We start from the raw sequence: 19,258 nt of genomic DNA, 5'->3' as shown, positions 1-19,258 counted from the left end.
TATATTATCCTAAATTTTAACTGCAATAACCGACATATCATCATAAAAACATCCCGGTTCTTTTAATTCTCTCTGATAATATCGCAATTTTTCTAAAATTGTCTTATTATAACCCCAAATTATTTGAAGCCAACGTAAACCTATCCCATCTGTTAATCCATCGGTACACAACAATAATATCTCTCCCTCTTTAATATCAATCTCTTTAAAGAAAATTTTATCTTGGAAGGCTGAATTATCTGCGACTAAACAAGAAGAAATACCGCCATAAATTGAGGCATAATCATTAGGATTTTGATCTACTTTTAATTCTACTATTTCTGATAGAATAGAATGATCCTCTGTAATCTGTTTCCATTCACCTTCTTTAGAGATTAAATAAGCCCGGCTATCACCTACGCTTAATATTTTAGCTTTTCTTTCAATTTGATTAATTTCTGCAGCGACTAATGTGGTGGCAGAACCAAAATAACGATCAGCGAGTGCTTCCGATAATTTATCTTGCAAATAAATGACACTTTCAACATTTAATTCCTTAAGGTCTTTTAATGCGTCCATCACCACTTTACTCGCCTTTCTCGGGCAAGGGCTATGATAAACACCGTCTGCCACGCCAATAATAAAGTGCGGTCGATTTTCTATGCGTTTTTCCGGTTTTTTAAAGGCATATTGAAAAACAGATTCACCGTTAAATAAAGCATCTTGATTGTATTTTTTATGTTTTCCGGCTTGCTGACAAAAACTAATTTCACAAATTTGTTCCATTTTCCCACCCATTATTCAGTTACCTGATTAAGTAATTTATCTATTGCTTTCAAGGCATCAAGTGCGGTCATTTCCAGACTTAAAAAATGCATTTTAGGTACACCGCTATCTTGCGGATTAATCCGAATAAAGCCGCCCTTTTTCATTTTTGCCGTGCGTTCGGAAAAATAGCGCACCGTTGGAATCGCTTTGCCAGCTCCCAATTCAATCACGACCAAATTTTCCACTATTTTTAACCATTCATCCAACCGCACTTTTTTGAAATCTTGATAACGGCTTGAATAGCTCCAATCATCAAACATCAGCACATTTTGACGGGCTAAACCATTGCAATGAGGGCAGTGCGGTTTTTCACTGACTAAACGCAATTTTTCGTTATCAACTTCCGGTTTAAACTCAACAGCCGACCAACTTAAATCTCGACAATTTTCGATACATTGCTGGCGTTCCAATGTGCCATGCACTTCATAAACCCGACTTTCATTGAAACCTGCTTTTTGAAAATGCCCGTCCACATTACTAGTAAAAACAAAATAGCCGTGAGGTTTATCTGCCGCCCAACGTTTTAAAATTTGGTATCCTTCGTGCGGAACAGCGTTGCGATATTGCAGTAAGCGATGTGCATAAAACCAATAAGCGAGTTCCGGATTTCGCTGATAAGCAAACGGCGTAGCAATATCTTCAAAGTCAATGCGATACTCACGAAATACCGGATAAGCATTCCAAAACCCGCCTACACTGCGAAAATCCGGCAACCCTGAATCGACACTCATTCCCGCTCCGGCAGTGATCAAAATACCGTCCGCTTTTTTAATCAATTCTACGGCGTAGTTCAAATCGTTTTTCATTTTCACTCCTTAATTCTCTAAAAAGTCAAAATCTAATTCAGGGAAGTTTTGTTTAGTAAAAATGCTATAATCTTTAACATCATTATCGCCAATATCTAAATAATATAATTTTTTTAATGGTAATAATGGGGTGTAGTCTTCAATTTGACTCCCTGCTAAATGTAGCTCTTCAATATTTATTAATGTAGAAATAAATTTTATTTCTTTGAGATTAAAATAATCTATACCAAGATACTCTAATTTATTGAGATTAGATAAATAATGTAATTTCGTTTCATCAATAGGATTATCACCAATATCTAAATGAATCAAATTGACTAATTTCCTTAATGGTGAAATATCACTGATGTTATGACTAGCCAACTCCAATTCTTCAAGCTGTATTTTATCTTCTAGCACGGAAATATCACTAATTTTTTCTGTTTCCCTTTGGTCTGCCATTAAATTTTTTAATTTCTTTGATTCTTTAAGAGGTGAAATATCTGAAATATGATTATTAGAAATATCTAATAACATTAACTCGGGTTTATTTCTTAATGGTTCTATATGATAAAGATTACAGTTTGATAGATTCACTTCTCTTAGATGATTCAAATATTTTAAGTCCGACATACAACTGAAGTGATTATTATCCATAATTAAGCACTCTAATTTTTTACAATATTTCAATGATTTAATACTTCTTACGCCAGCACTCTCACAATAAAGTTTTTTCAGATTTTGGCAAAAACGGATACAGCTAAAATTTCTTACCCACTTTTCTTTTTCACTAAGAAGTTTAGAATGTGAAGAACATTCAAAATATTCTAATTTTTTCAATGAACGTAAAAATTTAAGATCTAATATCGTTTCTTCTTTCATAGCTGATCTAAGATTCAACGATTTTAGTTTTTTAAAATGACTTAAGAGATGTAAATCAACAAAATCGTTATAACTTAAATCTAATTCTTCTAATGATTTTGAAAGTGCAACAATTGGTTTAAATTTAGTTTCATACAATCTACTAATATTTAGTACTTTTAGCTTTTTAAGTTTTCGCAAACAGTTTAGATTAACACTATAACAACCAGTTAAATCCAATTCTTCCAGTTGTGTCATTTCGCCAATAGCTTTGCTTAATGCGTTAATACTCTCTTGGTTATGCCCATGCGTGACTTCATATAAGTTCAGGCTTTTTAAATTTTCCATTTGTTTAAGCATAGCAAAATTTTCAACACGAATATGACTAATTCTTAACTTTCTTAAACTTGTTAATTTTTTAATATCAAAATTAATATAACGAATTTCTAATTCATCTAATCCGGTTAATTTTTCTAACTCACTAAGATTGTCTAATCTTTCATTAGGAATACTTAATCGCTTTAAATTTGTTAAATGTTCAAAAGGTAAGGATTTTAAGTTATACATTCTAAAGACATTTAAGTTTTCTAACTGTTTTAGTAGAATTTTCCAACATTTAGGTAAGTAATTAAATCCTATATCATCCATATCAAACAATGAAATTGACTTCAAAGACATTAATTTTTCTAAATAATCAAAATCTCTCGGAATATTAGGATTTTTCCTTCTAAATATCCTAGAATAATACTCATAATATTCACTCTTTTCTTCCATATCTATAGTGAGATTGATATATAATACTTTCTTAAATTTTTCATTAGATTTCTCCCATACATCCCGCCATTCTTGAATTAAATGCTGATCGCTCATTTTTCACCTCATTTTCTTCATCAACAAACTGTGCCCAACCGCTACCAAATCTCACTTCTCTCTCATATTTTTCCGCCTCTATTTCTTCAATAATTCCTTTAAATAATTCATCATAAATAAGCTCTTCAATACTGTTAAAATATTTTCTAGGAGAGCACTCTGTACAATAAAAACCTTTTTCATCCATAGCAGGAAAACTATCAAGGGAATAAAACATATCAAGCCAGTCACTGCCTGTAGTTTTTTTACCATAATAAAACCTTAAATCAGCACCATAACCAATAGGCGACTCATAAATTATTAATACAACTCCTTTATCCCAATAAGGAGATCGAATTTCTACCGAATCATAAAAATAGCGAATCTTAAGTTCGTGATAATCAGCCAAACCCGACTGAACAAAATATTTGTTCACCATTTTTCTTATTAAAGAAAAGTACATTATTTTTCCTCTATTTTCCGTCTAAAATTTTTGTCTTTTTTAGACACAACTTTCTCTTTTTCAAGTTGTTCCAATATTCTTTCAGCCCGCATAAAGCCTATTTGAAATCGGCGTTGTATCGCTGAAACTGAAACAAATTGGCTCTCTAAAATAAATTGTTTTACATCGTTTAAAAGGGGATCTTTATTCATATTTTTCTCCTGTTCTACGCTCTCTCATAGGCTTTAAATCCTTTTAAAAAGTGAAAAATTGTTTTAATTGGATAAAAAACATACAAAAACTAATTTGGTTGAATAAGAAACAATCAAAAATATGTTTTTGAGATAAAAAAATAGCAACAAAGATCGTTGCTATTTAAAAATCTATCGAATTTTTAACCGCACTTAGCTAGATCGAGCAGCCTTATTTAGCAAGACTTTCACAATTTTCGGCACACCTTCGCCGGCCTTTTCTTTCAGCGTAATGACATGTTTACGAATAAAGCCCGTGTTAGGATTTGGATCAACAAGGTAAATCTCTGCGCCATAAGGAGCTTCATTGACTAAACCATTGGCGGGATAAACCTGTAACGATGTACCAATCACGATCACAATATCCGCTTTTTTCACTAGCTTGATTGCTTGATCCAACATAGGCACATTTTCCCCAAAGAAAACAATATGTGGACGCATTGGATGCCCCTGGTTATCTTTATCGTCAATATGCTGATCACCCAAGCAAGGAACGATGTAATCCGTATTAAAGCTACTTCTCGCTTTGTTCAGCTCACCGTGCAAATGCAATACATTTTGACTACCTGCACGTTCGTGCAAATCATCCACATTTTGAGTGATGATCTGCACATCATAAGCCTTTTCAAGCTCTACTAAAGCGAGATGTGCCGCATTCGGTTGAGCCGCTTGAGCATTACGACGGCGTTCATTATAAAATTCCAACACCTTAGCCCGGTTCTTTTTCAAGGCTTCAGGTGTACAAACTTCCTCAATCTTATACCCAGCCCACAAGCCATCTTCCGCACGAAAAGTCGGAATTCCACTTTCGGCACTGATACCGGCACCGGTTAAAACAACACAAATTGGTTTATTCATATTTTTCTCCATTTTTATTACCACGATAAACTTTAACGGTTAAAGCCAATTTACTCATTTCATAGGCTTTAAGTTAGGATACGCAGTCATAATCAGTCTAACAACAAATGGAGGAAAGACTGAAATTTAGATTTGCTAAAAGAATATTTGAAAACGAAAGGCAAGCTCAAACTTTGCTTAAAACAAATAGCTATATTTTAATCACAGCTTAGCAATACAACTATTTTCTTATTTCTTTTAAAAACTCGACCACTAACATTTTTTGTCGTTGACTCAAATCCATCCAATATCTGTTTGTTTCATCTGTATTCCATTCAAATCCACTCATACAGTCTTCAAAAAAATAACTAATGGGTGTCTTAAGAAAAGTCGCTATTGCTACTAAATGCGCTACATTGATTTTATTTGCTCCTCTTTCATAGCGAGAAAGCTGTGGCTGAGAAATATTCACATACTCAGATAATCTCTCCGCCGAATACCCCATTTCTCGACGTTTTTGTTGAATTCGTTGACCTATAAGACGGTCAATATCAGATGCAACTGGTTGTGCCATTTTGATGCCTATTACAATTATTCGTTTTAGGCATATTTTTTATGATCTATTACATTGACTGAATGCTCTAAATTGCATAAAATTTAATTAAATATGCCTAAAATACATACAAAGACAGCCTAAAGTAAACTGATATAAGGAAAACGTAATGAATGAAATCTCTATAGTGATCGCTATTATATCTGTCATAGCTATATTAATTTTATGGAATTCGGGTAGAAAAGTAAGGCGAACGTTTTATCAAGCTATTGAAAATGCCCAAGATTACATAATATATACTAAACCATCCCCCCTAGATGAATACTATACTCTACCTGGCTCCTCAAGAAAAACAGAAGTAGAGTTATTAGGAATAGATTTTGTTTTAAAAACTGAAAGCCAAGAAGAAATTCGTAAGGCTGTTAAGATCACAATGGCATACTTTATTGCTGGAGCTGTATTAGAAGTATATAAACATATGTCAGAAAAAGATGTATTTAGAATGCTAAATTACAATACTAAAATTAAAGAAAAATTTGAGGAAGCTGTATCCGTTGCTTCTATGTTTGCAAGAGGAGGTATCTAATGCCCTTCTTATCCATTTTGCTACCTATTGCTTATTTTATTGGTTCTAATGAGACATCACTTTTAGTTACTCTACTTTTAAGTTGTGTACTAAGTTCTCTTGTTTACGGAAATTTCATTCATCTTGTACCTAGAATAGTTGGTATTTTCTCATTTTCACCTGTTATTTATACAAAATTCACACCTGAGTCATTTATTGGCTTTATCGGTTTAGGTATAGCAATATATGTAATTATAAGTTTAATATTATTTATTTTTAGATTTATCTGGGATTTATTAGGTCTATTACTCCGTGCATTCTCTATAAAACAAGGAAATTAATATATGACTAATAAGATACTAACTTCCTGGCATCCAGCTATTCGATGGCTCTTACTCCCTATAGCTTGTTTATTATTCCCGATGATTTTATCGTTAATTGTCAGCATATTTTTACCTTCAGAAGGAGATTATATTTGGGGAGGTTACCAAGTTACTGGTTTCCTCTCCTGTATGTATGAATGTTTAAGAAGTTTTTTATTTGGCTCAGGTTTTATTATCCCAATTATTTACTTAGCTCCAAAATATACCAAGATAATACTCAATATAGTCAGAGTGATAATGTTGATAATTTTTACGGGAATACTTATCTGGTTTTTCAACCAAGAACACAATTTTGGTTTATGGGATAGTATTAAATATATAGGATATTCTCTATGTACTATATTAGGGCTATTTGTAGATAAATTTTGTGAAATTAATATTGAGGATTAAAATATGATACCTAAATTCAATCAACAAGAGCCTAATGTTAAAATAGCTATTATTTTAGGTATTAGCTTAGTCATTTCCGTTTCAATTTATAGCATAATAATATCTAGTTTGAAGAAAACTGATACAACTCGCTGTGTCGAAGCATATCTTGAAAAATATCAAAATGCAGAGAGACTTGATGCATATGAAAGATGTCGTTATTTACTAAAAAGGTAATATTTTACTAAAAATACTAACTTGGTAATTTAATCTAAATTAGATTCAACACCAAAAAAAGGGGAATAATTCCCCTCTCTAAAAAACACTAAAAAATACAACCGCACTTTATACTAACCCAATTTTTCAATATAAGTTTTCAACTCACATTTTTCTTCATCGCTAAGAAAAGCAGCACGGATGGCGTTTTCAAGCAACTGTTGGGCTTCATTTTCATTTAATTGATATTCTCGTGCCAATAAATCAAATTCTTGCTGAATGTTGGTTTGAGAAACCGTCATATTGTCGGTGTTTAAGGTGGCAATAATCCCCTTTATGAGGAATGTTCTAAGGGGATAATTTTTTAAGTGATCAATCGCTTTGGTTTGTAAATTACTGCAAGGGCACATTTCCACGGCAATGTGGCGATCGGCTAAAGATTGCATAACGGATTCTGATTCCGCCGCACGAATACTGTGTCCGATACGGCTTGCACCAAGGTCAATGGCTTGTTGAACATTCTCCGCTCCTGCCGCTTCACCGGCGTGAATGGTAAAAGGCACATTGAGCGATTTGGCGAGTTCAAATTCTTTGGCAAAATTCATTGTAGGATAACCGGCTTCAGGGCCGGCTAAATCCACGGCAACGACTCCCGGTTTTCCAGTTGAAAGATATTTTTTCGCCATTCGTACGGTTTCTAAATTCCCTTCTGGCGAACCGATACCACGTAAACAGCAAAGGATTAAATTAGCTTTAAATAATCGGCTTCCCGTTAATCCTTCTTGTAACCCCGTCAAAGCGGCTTCAACTACCTGTGATTGGGTTAAACCTTTTTGTGTGTGAAGTTGTGGAGCGAAACGAATTTCAACATAGGCTAATCCTTGTTGATCTAGGCGTTTTAATAAATCGGAAACCGCAGAGGTGATGGCTTCCGTGCTTTGCAGTAAAGAAACAGGAATCTCAAAACAGTTAAGATATTGATTAAGATCAGTGCAATCTTGTGGAACGGAAACTAAAGAAAGAAGTTGTTCAACATTTTGGGCGGGTAAAGCGATATTCTGTTTTTCTGCCCATTCAAACATCCATTCCGGGGAAAGTGAACCGTCTAGATGGAGATGTAAATCAATCAGGCTATATTTGGCAAAATTTTTCATTATTGTACTCATCATTCGTTAGAAAAAAATTGCACGGCATTTTAATCGCAAAAGAGAAGAAGAACAAGAAAGGGCTGTCAACACAGCCCTTATCCTTACTTCACTTCTCTAAATAAAATTTCACTTGGAATCACCGAACCTTGCCAATAAAGTTCGGTAGAAATTTTTTCTGCCAATTGTAGGAAGGCTTGTGTGATTTCACTTTCCGGCGCAACGACCACTGTTGGATTACCGGCATCTAAATCTTCACGAATCCGAATATGTAACGGCAACTGTGCTAACACTTTCACATTATATTTTTCCGCCATTTTTTCAGCACCACCCGTGCCAAAAATAGTCTCGTGATGACCGCACTGACTACAAATATGCATCGACATATTTTCCACAATACCCAATACCGGTACGGATACCCGTTCAAACATGGATACCCCTTTTACCGCATCAAGTAAGGCAATATCCTGCGGCGTTGTTACCACCACGGCTCCGGTAACCGGAATTTGTTGTGACAGGGTAAGTTGAATATCTCCAGTGCCGGGAGGCATATCGATAACCAAATAATCTAAGCTATCCCATAGAGTTTCATTGAGTAATTGGCTTAATGCGCTGCTTGCCATTGGACCACGCCAAATGGTTGCACTGTCCTCATCCATTAGGAAACCGATAGAGTTCGCCGATAAACCATGCGCTTTAATCGGTGTGATATGTTGATTGTCTGGAGATGTTGGGCGTTGATGAGGGGCTCCAAGCATATGTGGGATAGATGGACCATAAATATCGGCATCTAAAATGCCAACGCGTGCTCCTTGAGCTTGAAGTGCGAGAGCAAGATTAACGGAAACACTGGATTTTCCTACGCCCCCTTTGCCTGATGTCACCGCAATGATATTTTTTACACCTTTTACCGCAGGTTGATTATTCGCACGTTTCAAGGTGGCAATTTGATAATTCACCTCCCATTTGATCACTTTGCAATCTGCTGCTTTTAATAACGCATCAGAAATGGCTTGCTTCAGTTGCGCCACACCGCTATTCCAAGCAAACGGCAGTTGCAATTCAATGCGTAATGTTTCCCCCCCTTTCTCTACTTTTTTTAGGGCATTTAACGCAATGAGATCTTTTTGTAGGCTGGGATGGGTAAAATGTTGAAAGAGCTGGAGAAGCTCGGTTTGTTGTTCTGAACTGATATTTTCAGAAAAAAAGATTGCCATAATAAAGTCCTATTAAAATAATGGAGTAAATTCGTCGGGCATATTTAACCACTTTAATCCCGCTCTGTTAAGACAAAATGTGATGAACTAGAAAAAATACCGTTTATCGGGTAAGATAGCGAACAATTTTTTGTGCAATAAAAGAGAATAAAAATGACAGCTCAACCCCGTAAAATTTTAGTCACTTGCGCCCTACCTTACGCCAATGGTGCGATCCATTTAGGCCACATGCTAGAACATATTCAAGCGGATATTTGGGTGCGTTTTCAACGTATGCTTGGCAATAAAATTTATTTTGTTTGTGCTGATGATGCCCATGGCACTCCAATTATGTTGAATGCCGACAAATTAGGCATTACGCCGGAAGAATTAATCGCTAAAGCAAAGGCGGATCACATTCGTGACTTTGCCGGTTTTAATATTAGTTTTGATAACTACCACTCCACCCACAGCGAAGAAAATAAACAAATCACCGCAGAAATTTATAACAAATTAAAATCAAAGGGTTTCATTAAAAGCAAAGTGATTGCGCAACTTTATGATCCTGAAAAGAATATGTTTTTGCCGGATCGTTTTGTGAAAGGTACTTGTCCGAAGTGCAAAGCGGAAGATCAATATGGCGATAACTGCGAAGTCTGTGCGTCCACTTATAGCCCGATGGATTTAATTAATCCACGTTCTGCCGTATCCGGTGCGACACCTGTTGTCAAAAAATCCGAACACTTTTTCTTTGATTTACCGGCATTTGAGAATATGTTGCAAGAATGGACCCGTTCCGGTTCCCTTCAACCTGAAATCGCCAACAAAATGCAAGAATGGTTTGAAAGCGGTTTACAACAATGGGATATTTCCCGTGATGCACCTTATTTTGGTTTTGAAATTCCGGGAGCAAAAGATAAATTCTTCTATGTTTGGTTAGATGCACCCATTGGTTATATGGCATCGTTCAAAAATCTTTGTGATCGTGAAGGCATTGATTTCAATGCGTTTTGGGCAGAACACAGTGAAGCAGAACTTTATCACTTTATTGGGAAAGATATCGTCTATTTTCACAGCCTATTCTGGCCTGCAATGTTGGAAGGCAGTGGCTATCGTAAACCGACAAATGTATTTGCCCATGGTTATGTCACCGTCGATGGGGCGAAAATGTCAAAATCCCGTGGCACATTCATTCAAGCCAGCACCTATTTGAACCATATTGATCCTGAATGTTTACGTTATTACTATGCGGCAAAAATTAATAACCGTATTGAAGATTTAGATTTCAACTTGGACGATTTCGTTCAGCGTGTAAACACCGATATCGTTAACAAACTGGTGAATTTAGCCTCTCGCAATGCAAGCTTTATCGCAAAACGTTTTAACGGAAAATTAGCCGATAAATTAGAAGATAAAGCATTGTTTGACGAATTTACTGCACGGGCAGAACAAATCTCAACCTATTATGAAACCCGCGAATTTAACAAAGCCATTCGTGAAATTATGGCATTGGCAGATAAAGCCAATAAATACATTGACGATAAAGCCCCATGGGTGATCGCAAAAGAGGAAGGCAAAGAAGCCGAGCTACAAGCAGTCTGCTCAATGGGCATTGAACTATTCCGCGTATTGATGACCTACTTAAAACCGGTATTACCCAAACTGGCTGAACGCTCAGAAAGTTTCTTACAAACTGAATTACGTTGGGATAACCTTCACCAACCTTTGCTTGGCCATACCCTTTCACCATTCAAAGCCCTTTTCTCCCGTTTAGAGAAAAAACAAATTGACGCGGTGGTGAATGAAACCAAAGCCTTGTTTGCACAAAGCAATAAAGCAGCAGAAAAAACAGCGTCAAAATCGACCGCACTTTCTCAGGTAGAACCTATTGCCGATACCATCACTATTGATGATTTTGCCAAATTAGATATGCGGGTGGCAAAAGTGCTAAAATGCGAAGCCGTACCAGAATCCAATAAACTTTTACGCTTTGAATTAGACCTTGGCGATCACACCCGCCAAGTATTCTCCGGCATCAAAGCCGCTTATAGCAAACCGGAAGAATTAGAAGGTCGCTTTGTGATTATGGTGGCAAATCTTGCTCCCCGTAAAATGAAATTCGGCGTATCGGAAGGAATGATTCTTTCTGCCGGCAGCGGTGGCAGTGATTTATTCTTACTTTCTGCAGACATCGGTGTGACAGCCGGTATGCAGGTGAAATAATCAATTGAGTATTTATTCGGGCGACTTCGGTCGCCTTTTTATTTTTTCCATTGAAAATTTAAAACACATAACCTACTATAACACTCAACTATTTAATCTATATTTGGAGATCACCATGAAAAATGAATTAATCTGCTACAAACAAATGCCGGTTTGGACAAAAGATAAACTCCCCCAAATGTTTCAAGAAAAACACAACACCAAAGTAGGCACTTGGGGAAAAGTAGAGGTTTTAAAAGGCAAACTGAAATTTTATGAATTAACAGAACAAGGCGACATTATTGCCGAACATATTTTTACGCCTGAAACAGAAACGCCATTCGTTGAACCGCAAGCTTGGCACCGAGTGGAAGCCTTAACCGATGATTTGGAATGCACCCTTGGCTTTTACTGTAAAAAAGAAGATTACTTCAGCAAAAAATACAATATGACGGCAACCCATTCCGAAGTAAAAGCCGCTGTTGAACTCATCAAACCTTGCAAAACCTTAGATCTTGGTTGTGGTCAAGGCAGAAATTCCCTCTTTTTAAGTTTACTCGGTTTTGATGTAACTTCTTGGGATCATAATGCCAATGGCCTTGCATTCCTAAACGACACCAAAGAAAAAGAAAATCTCAACATTTCTACCGCACTTTACGACATCAATACCGCTAATATTCAAGAAAATTATGATTTTATTCTTTCTACTGTGGTATTTATGTTCTTAAACCGCGAACGCATACCGACAATTATCAAAAATATTCAGGAACATACTAATGCGGGTGGATATAATTTAATTGTCGCCGCCATGTCCACTGATGACGTACCCTGCCCGATGCCTTTTTCCTTCACCTTCAAAGAAAATGAATTGAAAAGTTATTATCAGGGTTGGGAATTGATTAAATACAACGAGGAAATGGGCGAATTGCACAAAACTGATGAAAATGGCAATCGCATTAAAATGAAATTTGTGACAATGTTAGCCAAAAAGAAATAATCATCTGATTGTAAAATAAAAAAACCGCATTTTGTGACAACAAAGTGCGGTTTATTTTTTGAGAGAATTTTTAATTATTCTTCAATAGAGCGTAATAATTCGTTGATACCGACTTTGCCTAAGGTTTTCGCATCCACTTTTTTCACAATAACCGCACAGTAAAGACTGTATTTACCACATTTTGATGGAAGACTACCTGAAACCACTACCGATCCTGCCGGTACACGACCATAATAGATTTCACCGGTTTCACGATCATAAATTTTAGTGGATTGACCAATGAATACGCCCATTGAAATCACACAACCGTCCTCAACAATCACCCCTTCAACCACTTCAGAACGTGCCCCGATAAAGCAGTTGTCACCAATGATGGTTGGGTTGGCTTGTAACGGTTCTAATACTCCACCGATTCCTACACCACCGGATAAATGAACGTTTTTACCGATTTGTGCGCACGATCCAACCGTAGCCCAAGTATCCACCATTGTGCCTTCGCCCACATAAGCACCGATATTGACATAAGAAGGCATTAACACACAGTTTTTAGAAATATATGCCCCTTTACGCACAGTGGCAGACGGCACCACACGGAAGCCTTCTTGTTGGAAACGCGCTTCTGTGTAATCAGCAAATTTTAATGCCACTTTGTCGTAATATTTGGTTTCTGCACCGTCGATAATTTCGTTGTCATTGATGCGGAATGAAAGCAATACCGCTTTTTTTAACCATTGGTGGGTGACCCACTCACCATCAATTTTTTCTGCCACACGATATTTACCGCTATCTAATCCTTCGATCACTTCTTCGATAGCCGCACGGGTTTCTGCATCTACGGTTTTTGGCGTAATATCCGCACGTTTTTCAAAAGCAGACTCAATAATTGCTTGTAAATTTGCCATTGTACTTCCTATTTAGTTAATGAATAAAACGGCGTTAGTTTTACCATATTTTTAATTTTCAAGCAAAACACACCGAAAAAAATCACCGCACTTTGCAAACCCAAAGTGCGGTGATGATAAAGCCCATCTTAATTAAAAGATAGAAAGTGTTAAGCCAACAATAAAAGACATACTTAACACAACTGCAATCATCGCATAACCAAAATCACTCATATTTTCTCCTTAAATTAACGTTGAAGCATTGCCATTCTAGCAAGAAAAAGAAAAAAAACGACCTTTTTTAAAAAATTTTTGTTATCCACTTAACTATTCTTAAACAATCCTTATAATGGGAAAAATTTTTTTAGAGAAAATCAAATTATGGCAACAATTAAAGATGTGGCAAAAATGGCTGGTGTATCGACTACTACCGTTTCCCATGTAATTAATAAAACCCGATTCGTAGCAAAAGAAACGGAAGAAGCCGTACAGCACGCAATTAAAACTTTAAAATACTCACCTAGTGCAGTTGCCAGAAGTTTAAAAGTCAATACCACAAAATCTATCGGTATGATCGTCACCACCAGTGAAGCCCCCTACTTTGCCGAAATTATTCACGCCGTGGAAGAACATTGTTACCGTCAAGGCTATTCACTCTTTTTGTGTAATACACAAAATGATCCTGAAAAAGTGAAAAATCACCTAGAAATGTTGGCAAAAAAACGGGTGGACGGCTTACTTGTGATGTGTTCCGAATACACCCAAACCTCGCTTAATTTACTCGCTAATTTCTCCACTGTTCCAATGGTTGTCATGGATTGGGGTCCCAATGGCGACACCGATATTATCGATGATAACAGCTTTACCGGTGGTTATTTGGCGACAAAACATTTAATTGATTGTGGTCATAAAGAAATTGGGATTATCGCCGGTGAACTCACTAAGACCACAGCGAGAACCCGTTATGAAGGTTTTGAAAAAGCAATGAAAGATGCGGGTTTGATCATTAATAAAAATTGGGTAATGGAAGGCTATTTTGAACCGGAAGACGGTTATGAATGTATGAATAAAATTCTTACTCAAACAAACTTACCCACAGCCGTATTCTGCTGTAATGATGTGATGGCATTAGGTGCGATTTCTGCTATTACAGAGAAAGGCTTGCGTGTGCCGGATGATATTTCAATTATTGGTTATGATAATATTCATTCATCGCGTTTTTATGCACCACCATTGACTACTATTCACCAATCTAAATCTCGATTAGGCGCACAAGCGGTAAATTTGTTATTTGAACGCATTTCACAAAAAGATAAAGATGATTTATCACAAACTCAAAGCCGAATTGATATTCATCCCGAGCTGGTTGTGAGAAAATCCGTTAAAATCATTTCATAAAATTCACTAAAAAATGACCGCACTTTTTACATAATATATAGAAAGTGCGGTCATTTTTTGAGAGAAATTTATTTTTCCTGTTTTTCATCAATCTTTTCTCTAATAAGGTTTGACCAAGCACCTATTTTTAGTTATATCTACGCCTAGTTTTATTTTTACTTTAATTTTAGGAGTTTGTATGACACAAGAGTATGCTACTCTACGTAATAACATCAATATGTTAGGACGTTTTCTCGGAGAAACCATTAACGATGCACAAGGCGCCGATATTCTTGAACTTATCGAAAATATCCGCAAGCTATCCCGTGATTCTCGGGCGGGGGATGACAATGCACGTCAAGCCTTGCTCGAAACGCTGGCGAATATTTCAACGGATAATATCATTCCTGTGGCACGAGCATTCAGTCAATTTTTAAACCTAACAAATATTGCCGAACAATATCAAGCCATCTCCCGTGAACATTCACAAAAAGCCCCTTCAGAACGCTCTTTACACGCCCTATTTACCCGTTTAAAAGCGGAAAATGCGTCAAAAGAAGAGGTTTATAAAACCATTGAAAAACTCTTAATCGAACTGGTATTAACGGCGCACCCGACAGAAACCACCCGCCGTTCACTCATTCATAAACACGTTGAAATCAACAAATGTTTAAGCAAATTGGAACATGCTGATCTGACATCAAAAGAACGCAGCGTAATTGAACGTCTGCTCCTTCGTTTAATTGCCGAAGCCTGGCATACCAATGAAATTCGCACCGTTCGCCCCACCCCTTTTGATGAAGCGAAATGGGGCTTTGCCATGTTGGAAAATAGCCTCTGGCAAGCCGTTCCGGAGTTTCTTCGCCAATTAAATGAAAATGCCCGTGAATTTTTAGGCTATGATTTACCGGTCGGTTTAAAACCGGTACGCATTTCTTCTTGGATGGGGGGCGACCGTGACGGCAACCCATTTGTGACCGCTCAAATTAGCCAAAAAGTATTGAATTTTGCCCGTTGGAAAGCGGCAGATTTATTCCTTCAAGACATCTGCAAACTGGCCGATGAACTTTCGATGGTGAAATGTACCGATGAATTTCGAGCAAAATATGGCGATCATTTAGAGCCTTATCGTGTCGTAGTAAAAGGCTTACGCACAAAACTCACGACCACCCTCGCATACTTTGACGATCTCCTTGCCGATCGCCTGCCTCGTGTCACAGAAAATGACATCATTTTAGAGGATAACCAACTTTGGGACCCCCTTTACGATTGTTATCAATCCCTTATGGCATGCGGTATGCGTATTATTGCAAACGGTTCATTACTCGATATTTTACATCGTATCCGTTGCTTTGGCGTCACCTTGTCACAAATGGATATTCGTCAAGAAAGTACCCGTCATACTGATGCCATTGCAGAAATCACCCGCTATATCGGTTTAGGTGATTATTCCCAATGGACAGAGGAGGACAAACAAGCCTTCTTAATTCGTGAATTAAGTTCACGTCGTCCACTCATTCCTCAAAATTGGACACCTTCCGCCGAAACACAAGAAATTCTTGATACCTGTCAGGTGGTTGCGGCGCAAAAACAAGGGGTGATTGCTTGTTATGTGATTTCTATGGCACGTAGTGCTTCTGATGTACTTGCCGTCCACTTATTGCTAAAAGAAGCCGGAGTGCCTCACCATATCCCTGTAGTGCCACTGTTTGAAACCTTGGATGACTTGGATGCGGCAGAAGAAGTGATGACCCAACTATTCAATATCGGTTGGTATCGAGGTATCATCAACAACCGCCAAATGGTGATGATCGGCTATTCGGATTCCGCTAAAGATGCGGGCATGATGGCTGCTTCATGGGCGCAATATCGTGCCCAAGAAGCCTTGGTGAATTTAACGGAAAAACTCGGCATTGAACTCACCTTATTCCACGGACGTGGCGGCACAATCGGTCGTGGCGGTGCACCGGCCCATGCCGCCCTACTTTCTCAACCACCACGCTCATTGAAAAATGGCTTACGTGTCACGGAACAAGGGGAAATGATCCGCTTCAAACTCGGTTTACCGGCGGTAGCAGTGGAAACTTTCGATCTTTACGCCAGCGCAATTTTAGAAGCCAATCTCTTGCCACCACCGGAACCTAAATTGGAATGGCGTGCCATCATGGATGAGCTTTCCAGCATTTCTTGCAAAATCTATCGTGATGTGGTGCGGGGCGATAAAGACTTTGTGCCTTACTTCCGCAGTGCTACACCGGAACAAGAGCTCTCTAAATTACCACTGGGTTCCCGCCCGGCAAAACGCAATCCGAGCGGCGGGGTTGAAAGCCTTCGAGCCATTCCTTGGATCTTCGCTTGGATGCAAAACCGTTTAATGTTACCGGCATGGCTAGGAGCGGGGGCTTCTGTGCGTCAAGTCATTGAAAATGGCAAAAGTGAGATTATTGAAGAAATGTGCCAAACCTGGCCGTTTTTCTCTACCCGAATTGGTATGTTGGAAATGGTGTTCAGCAAAGCAGACCTCTGGCTTTCACAACAATATGATCAACGGTTGGTGAAAAAAGAGCTGTGGTATTTAGGCGAAAACTTACGCCAACAATTGACAGCGGATATCCAAACGGTGCTTTCCCTTTCTCACCGTAATGAACTGATGTCCGATTTACAATGGATTGCCGAATCCATTGCACTACGCAATATCTACACCGATCCGCTCAATCTTCTCCAAGTGGAGCTCCTCCACCGTTTCCGTGAAAATCCGGATCAGCCAAATCCTGATGTAGAACAAGCCTTGATGATCACTATCACAGGTATTGCCGCAGGAATGCGTAATACGGGTTAATCGAGAAAAAAGTGCGGTCAAAAACACCAATGAATTTGACCGCACTTTTTATTTCAGTATCATACCGCTCATAACTGAACAAGAGGCTAAATTATGACAACAGAACTTCAAAAACTCGATCCCGATGCCGCCATTGATATTGCCTATGATATTTTCTTGGAAATGGCAGGGGAAAATTTAGATCCGGCGGATGTAATGCTATTTAATCTTCAATTTGAAGAACGTGGTGCAGTAGAATTTGTGGAAACCGCTGAAGATTGGGAACAGGAAATTGGGGTATTGATCGACCCGGATGCCTTTGCTGAAGTCTGGATTGGTTTAGTTAATGATAAAGATGAAATGGATGATGTCTTTGCCAAATTTCTCATTTCTCACCGTGAAGAAGATCGTGAATTTCACGTAATTTGGAAAAAATAATTCCTGTAAAAAAGGGGAAAATTCATGATTTTCCCCTTATCTTTTCTATTTTTTTGTCAATTTACGTACCAAAATGGTTAAGCCGAAGGTGAACGCAATAACAGGAACAGTGACCCCTAATTCGGTTTCCCATTCTTGCCACATTAAAACACGGTAAATGATAAAACCGATAAACCAAACGCCTAAGCCTATCACATCAATGCTTCTCTGAGGTTCGCTTTGCTTAAATACAAAGAAATCGGCAATCAACACCCCAATCATAGGAGCGAATACCGAACCGATAAAAAAGAGAAAATGTTCATATTGCGTAACCGGCAACATTGTTGCAAGAATAATTCCGGTCACCACCGTGAGAATTGAAACCCATTTCACACTCAATTTAGCGTAAATATTATTTAAACTCATCCCTGTGGAATGCGCCGGTAATGCGGTATTGATCATGGTGGAGGTAACAACAATCATCACACCAACAATACTCACACCCGACAATGCTAAAATTTGGGCGATTTCCGATTTTCCGCTCACGAGCGCAGCCCCTAATCCAATGGAATACATCCAACAACTTGTGACTGTATAAGCGAGAGTAGAAAGTGCGGTTGTTTTTAGTGGGGTTTTTGTGTGTTTCGTATGATCGGAAACAACCGGAAGCCAAGATAACGGCATAATCGCGGCAATCTCTACGGCTGTGCCGAATTTAATCTGATGTTCTCCCACCGGAGGCATAAAGTCACGACTGATAATTTGTAATGTCAACCAAAGCATCAGTAAAAACATCGTCACCAAAGAAAGACTTTTTATTACACCAAGATTGCTAAAGCCCATTAACAACCAAACGATAATGAGCACACCTAATCCCACGGTAAATAACGGGAAAAATGCATTTTGTGCCTCTTGTTGATTCAAAATAGAGATCACTTCTGCGCCCATATAAATCATCACAGCAGTCCAACCGATAAGCTGCATCGCATTAAGTACGGAAAAAAGCACCGAACCTTTTTGCCCAAAAGAAATCTGTACAGTTTGCATGGCACTTTTTTGTGTTTTGGCACCGATAAACCCTGCACAAAAGAACATTACACCGCCAATAATATGTCCGAGTAAAATTGCGATAATCCCTTGTTTCCAACCGAGAGGCGCAAACCAAGTTCCGGTTAAAATTTCTGCCATAGAGATGGCTGCGGTAAACCACACAAGACTGGCGGCAAGATTTGAATGTTTTTGTTGCATTTTTATTCCTTAGGGTTAAATGTTGTTAATTAAAATAATATAAATAATTCAATGGGATA

The 19,258-nt window shown here is 37.9% G+C and carries 20 protein-coding genes; 9 read left to right on the top strand and 11 right to left on the bottom strand.

The features are described 5' to 3' along the window. Positions 1-9: 9 nt before the first annotated feature. From BKG94_RS06410 to BKG94_RS06380, 7 genes are all read right to left on the bottom strand, one after another. Complete coding sequence (locus BKG94_RS06410) at positions 10-765, bottom strand: PP2C family protein-serine/threonine phosphatase (protein ID WP_077435421.1); 756 nt, start codon at positions 763-765, stop codon at positions 10-12. An 11-nt stretch (positions 766-776) separates the two neighbouring features. Then, complete coding sequence (locus BKG94_RS06405; RefSeq protein WP_077435361.1) at positions 777-1,613, bottom strand: SIR2 family NAD-dependent protein deacylase; 837 nt, start codon at positions 1,611-1,613, stop codon at positions 777-779. A 9-nt stretch (positions 1,614-1,622) separates the two neighbouring features. Beyond that, positions 1,623-3,323 carry a leucine-rich repeat domain-containing protein gene (locus tag BKG94_RS06400; protein WP_143538911.1) on the bottom strand — a complete coding sequence of 567 codons (1,701 nt, stop codon included), beginning with the start codon at positions 3,321-3,323 and terminating at the stop codon, positions 1,623-1,625. Further along, complete coding sequence (locus tag BKG94_RS06395) at positions 3,271-3,765, bottom strand: hypothetical protein (protein WP_077435357.1); 495 nt, start codon at positions 3,763-3,765, stop codon at positions 3,271-3,273. The genes BKG94_RS06400 and BKG94_RS06395 overlap by 53 nt, the downstream gene beginning before the upstream one ends. Beyond that, positions 3,765-3,956, bottom strand: a complete 192-nt coding sequence (locus tag BKG94_RS06390; RefSeq protein WP_077435355.1) for a DNA translocase FtsK — start codon at positions 3,954-3,956, stop codon at positions 3,765-3,767. The genes BKG94_RS06395 and BKG94_RS06390 overlap by 1 nt, the downstream gene beginning before the upstream one ends. A gap of 192 nt (positions 3,957-4,148) precedes the next feature. Next, positions 4,149-4,853 (bottom strand): SIR2 family NAD-dependent protein deacylase, encoded by a 705-nt coding sequence (locus BKG94_RS06385; protein ID WP_077435353.1) that lies wholly within the window; start codon positions 4,851-4,853, stop codon positions 4,149-4,151. 220 nt (positions 4,854-5,073) lie between these two features. After that, the gene (locus BKG94_RS06380) at positions 5,074-5,406 is read right to left on the bottom strand and encodes a helix-turn-helix domain-containing protein (RefSeq protein ID WP_077435351.1); all 333 of its coding nucleotides are present in this window, start codon (positions 5,404-5,406) and stop codon (positions 5,074-5,076) included. A 148-nt stretch (positions 5,407-5,554) separates the two neighbouring features. Between BKG94_RS06380 and BKG94_RS06375 the strand changes: the two genes are divergently transcribed. Genes BKG94_RS06375 through BKG94_RS06360 form a run of 4 tightly spaced genes read left to right on the top strand, consistent with a single transcriptional unit; the run spans position 5,555 to position 6,939 of the window. Then, positions 5,555-5,971, top strand: a complete 417-nt coding sequence (locus tag BKG94_RS06375) for a hypothetical protein (protein ID WP_077435349.1) — start codon at positions 5,555-5,557, stop codon at positions 5,969-5,971. Beyond that, positions 5,971-6,291: a hypothetical protein gene (locus tag BKG94_RS06370; RefSeq protein WP_077435347.1), complete on the top strand. Its 321-nt coding sequence runs from the start codon at positions 5,971-5,973 to the stop codon at positions 6,289-6,291. Before BKG94_RS06375 ends, BKG94_RS06370 begins: the two co-directional genes overlap by 1 nt. Positions 6,292-6,294: 3 nt before the next feature. Beyond that, positions 6,295-6,723: a hypothetical protein gene (locus BKG94_RS06365; protein ID WP_077435345.1), complete on the top strand. Its 429-nt coding sequence runs from the start codon at positions 6,295-6,297 to the stop codon at positions 6,721-6,723. A gap of 3 nt (positions 6,724-6,726) precedes the next feature. After that, positions 6,727-6,939 carry a hypothetical protein gene (locus BKG94_RS06360; RefSeq protein WP_077435343.1) on the top strand — a complete coding sequence of 71 codons (213 nt, stop codon included), beginning with the start codon at positions 6,727-6,729 and terminating at the stop codon, positions 6,937-6,939. A 113-nt stretch (positions 6,940-7,052) separates the two neighbouring features. On the opposite strand, the gene add is transcribed toward BKG94_RS06360, so the two are convergent. Together add and apbC are read right to left on the bottom strand one after the other, a co-directional pair. Beyond that, positions 7,053-8,072: an adenosine deaminase gene (gene add, locus BKG94_RS06355; protein ID WP_077435341.1), complete on the bottom strand. Its 1,020-nt coding sequence runs from the start codon at positions 8,070-8,072 to the stop codon at positions 7,053-7,055. A gap of 95 nt (positions 8,073-8,167) precedes the next feature. Then, positions 8,168-9,280 carry an iron-sulfur cluster carrier protein ApbC gene (gene apbC, locus BKG94_RS06350; protein WP_077435339.1) on the bottom strand — a complete coding sequence of 371 codons (1,113 nt, stop codon included), beginning with the start codon at positions 9,278-9,280 and terminating at the stop codon, positions 8,168-8,170. Between the two features lie 153 nt (positions 9,281-9,433). On the opposite strand from apbC, the gene metG reads away from it, so the two are divergent. Together metG and tehB are read left to right on the top strand one after the other, a co-directional pair. Further along, positions 9,434-11,482 (top strand): methionine--tRNA ligase, encoded by a 2,049-nt coding sequence (metG, locus tag BKG94_RS06345; protein ID WP_077435337.1) that lies wholly within the window; start codon positions 9,434-9,436, stop codon positions 11,480-11,482. Between the two features lie 115 nt (positions 11,483-11,597). Then, on the top strand, positions 11,598-12,458 hold the full coding sequence (gene tehB / locus BKG94_RS06340; protein WP_077435335.1) for an SAM-dependent methyltransferase TehB: 861 nt from the start codon (positions 11,598-11,600) through the stop codon (positions 12,456-12,458). 74 nt (positions 12,459-12,532) lie between these two features. Here the strand turns inward: tehB and dapD are convergent, their stop codons facing one another. After that, positions 12,533-13,360 (bottom strand): 2,3,4,5-tetrahydropyridine-2,6-dicarboxylate N-succinyltransferase, encoded by an 828-nt coding sequence (gene dapD / locus BKG94_RS06335; protein ID WP_077435333.1) that lies wholly within the window; start codon positions 13,358-13,360, stop codon positions 12,533-12,535. Positions 13,361-13,720: 360 nt separating this feature from the next. Between dapD and purR the strand changes: the two genes are divergently transcribed. From purR to BKG94_RS06320, 3 genes are all read left to right on the top strand, one after another. Next, a complete protein-coding gene (gene purR, locus BKG94_RS06330; RefSeq protein WP_077435331.1) occupies positions 13,721-14,737 on the top strand; it encodes an HTH-type transcriptional repressor PurR in 1,017 nt (338 codons plus the stop codon). Positions 14,738-14,915: 178 nt separating this feature from the next. Next, a complete protein-coding gene (gene ppc, locus BKG94_RS06325; RefSeq protein WP_077435329.1) occupies positions 14,916-17,555 on the top strand; it encodes a phosphoenolpyruvate carboxylase in 2,640 nt (879 codons plus the stop codon). Between the two features lie 93 nt (positions 17,556-17,648). Further along, the gene (locus BKG94_RS06320) at positions 17,649-17,972 is read left to right on the top strand and encodes an HI1450 family dsDNA-mimic protein (protein WP_077435327.1); all 324 of its coding nucleotides are present in this window, start codon (positions 17,649-17,651) and stop codon (positions 17,970-17,972) included. 45 nt (positions 17,973-18,017) lie between these two features. On the opposite strand, the gene cytX is transcribed toward BKG94_RS06320, so the two are convergent. Further along, positions 18,018-19,199, bottom strand: a complete 1,182-nt coding sequence (gene cytX, locus BKG94_RS06315) for a putative hydroxymethylpyrimidine transporter CytX (protein WP_077435325.1) — start codon at positions 19,197-19,199, stop codon at positions 18,018-18,020. Positions 19,200-19,258: the final 59 nt, after the last annotated feature.

It is taken from the genome of Rodentibacter ratti (genome assembly GCF_002000485.1).
Taxonomy (GTDB): Bacteria; Pseudomonadota; Gammaproteobacteria; order Enterobacterales; family Pasteurellaceae; genus Rodentibacter; species Rodentibacter ratti.
Note: the sequence above shows the minus strand (reverse complement) of the source record. Positions and strands in the feature narration are given on the sequence as shown.

What these genes read in the sequence shown, in the direction of transcription:
- BKG94_RS06370 (WP_077435347.1), top strand. Translation starts at nt 5,971, where the DNA reads ATGCCCTTCTTATCCATTTTGCTACCTATTGCTTATTTTATTGGTTCT.
- apbC (WP_077435339.1), bottom strand. Translation starts at nt 9,280, where the DNA reads ATGGCAATCTTTTTTTCTGAAAATATCAGTTCAGAACAACAAACCGAG.
- tehB (WP_077435335.1), top strand. Translation starts at nt 11,598, where the DNA reads ATGAAAAATGAATTAATCTGCTACAAACAAATGCCGGTTTGGACAAAA.
- BKG94_RS06400 (WP_143538911.1), bottom strand. Translation starts at nt 3,323, where the DNA reads ATGAGCGATCAGCATTTAATTCAAGAATGGCGGGATGTATGGGAGAAA.
- BKG94_RS06365 (WP_077435345.1), top strand. Translation starts at nt 6,295, where the DNA reads ATGACTAATAAGATACTAACTTCCTGGCATCCAGCTATTCGATGGCTC.
- BKG94_RS06395 (WP_077435357.1), bottom strand. Translation starts at nt 3,765, where the DNA reads ATGTACTTTTCTTTAATAAGAAAAATGGTGAACAAATATTTTGTTCAG.
- BKG94_RS06380 (WP_077435351.1), bottom strand. Translation starts at nt 5,406, where the DNA reads ATGGCACAACCAGTTGCATCTGATATTGACCGTCTTATAGGTCAACGA.
- cytX (WP_077435325.1), bottom strand. Translation starts at nt 19,199, where the DNA reads ATGCAACAAAAACATTCAAATCTTGCCGCCAGTCTTGTGTGGTTTACC.
- BKG94_RS06320 (WP_077435327.1), top strand. Translation starts at nt 17,649, where the DNA reads ATGACAACAGAACTTCAAAAACTCGATCCCGATGCCGCCATTGATATT.
- BKG94_RS06410 (WP_077435421.1), bottom strand. Translation starts at nt 765, where the DNA reads ATGGAACAAATTTGTGAAATTAGTTTTTGTCAGCAAGCCGGAAAACAT.
- BKG94_RS06405 (WP_077435361.1), bottom strand. Translation starts at nt 1,613, where the DNA reads ATGAAAAACGATTTGAACTACGCCGTAGAATTGATTAAAAAAGCGGAC.
- purR (WP_077435331.1), top strand. Translation starts at nt 13,721, where the DNA reads ATGGCAACAATTAAAGATGTGGCAAAAATGGCTGGTGTATCGACTACT.
- add (WP_077435341.1), bottom strand. Translation starts at nt 8,072, where the DNA reads ATGAAAAATTTTGCCAAATATAGCCTGATTGATTTACATCTCCATCTA.
- BKG94_RS06390 (WP_077435355.1), bottom strand. Translation starts at nt 3,956, where the DNA reads ATGAATAAAGATCCCCTTTTAAACGATGTAAAACAATTTATTTTAGAG.
- metG (WP_077435337.1), top strand. Translation starts at nt 9,434, where the DNA reads ATGACAGCTCAACCCCGTAAAATTTTAGTCACTTGCGCCCTACCTTAC.
- BKG94_RS06375 (WP_077435349.1), top strand. Translation starts at nt 5,555, where the DNA reads ATGAATGAAATCTCTATAGTGATCGCTATTATATCTGTCATAGCTATA.
- BKG94_RS06385 (WP_077435353.1), bottom strand. Translation starts at nt 4,853, where the DNA reads ATGAATAAACCAATTTGTGTTGTTTTAACCGGTGCCGGTATCAGTGCC.
- BKG94_RS06360 (WP_077435343.1), top strand. Translation starts at nt 6,727, where the DNA reads ATGATACCTAAATTCAATCAACAAGAGCCTAATGTTAAAATAGCTATT.
- ppc (WP_077435329.1), top strand. Translation starts at nt 14,916, where the DNA reads ATGACACAAGAGTATGCTACTCTACGTAATAACATCAATATGTTAGGA.
- dapD (WP_077435333.1), bottom strand. Translation starts at nt 13,360, where the DNA reads ATGGCAAATTTACAAGCAATTATTGAGTCTGCTTTTGAAAAACGTGCG.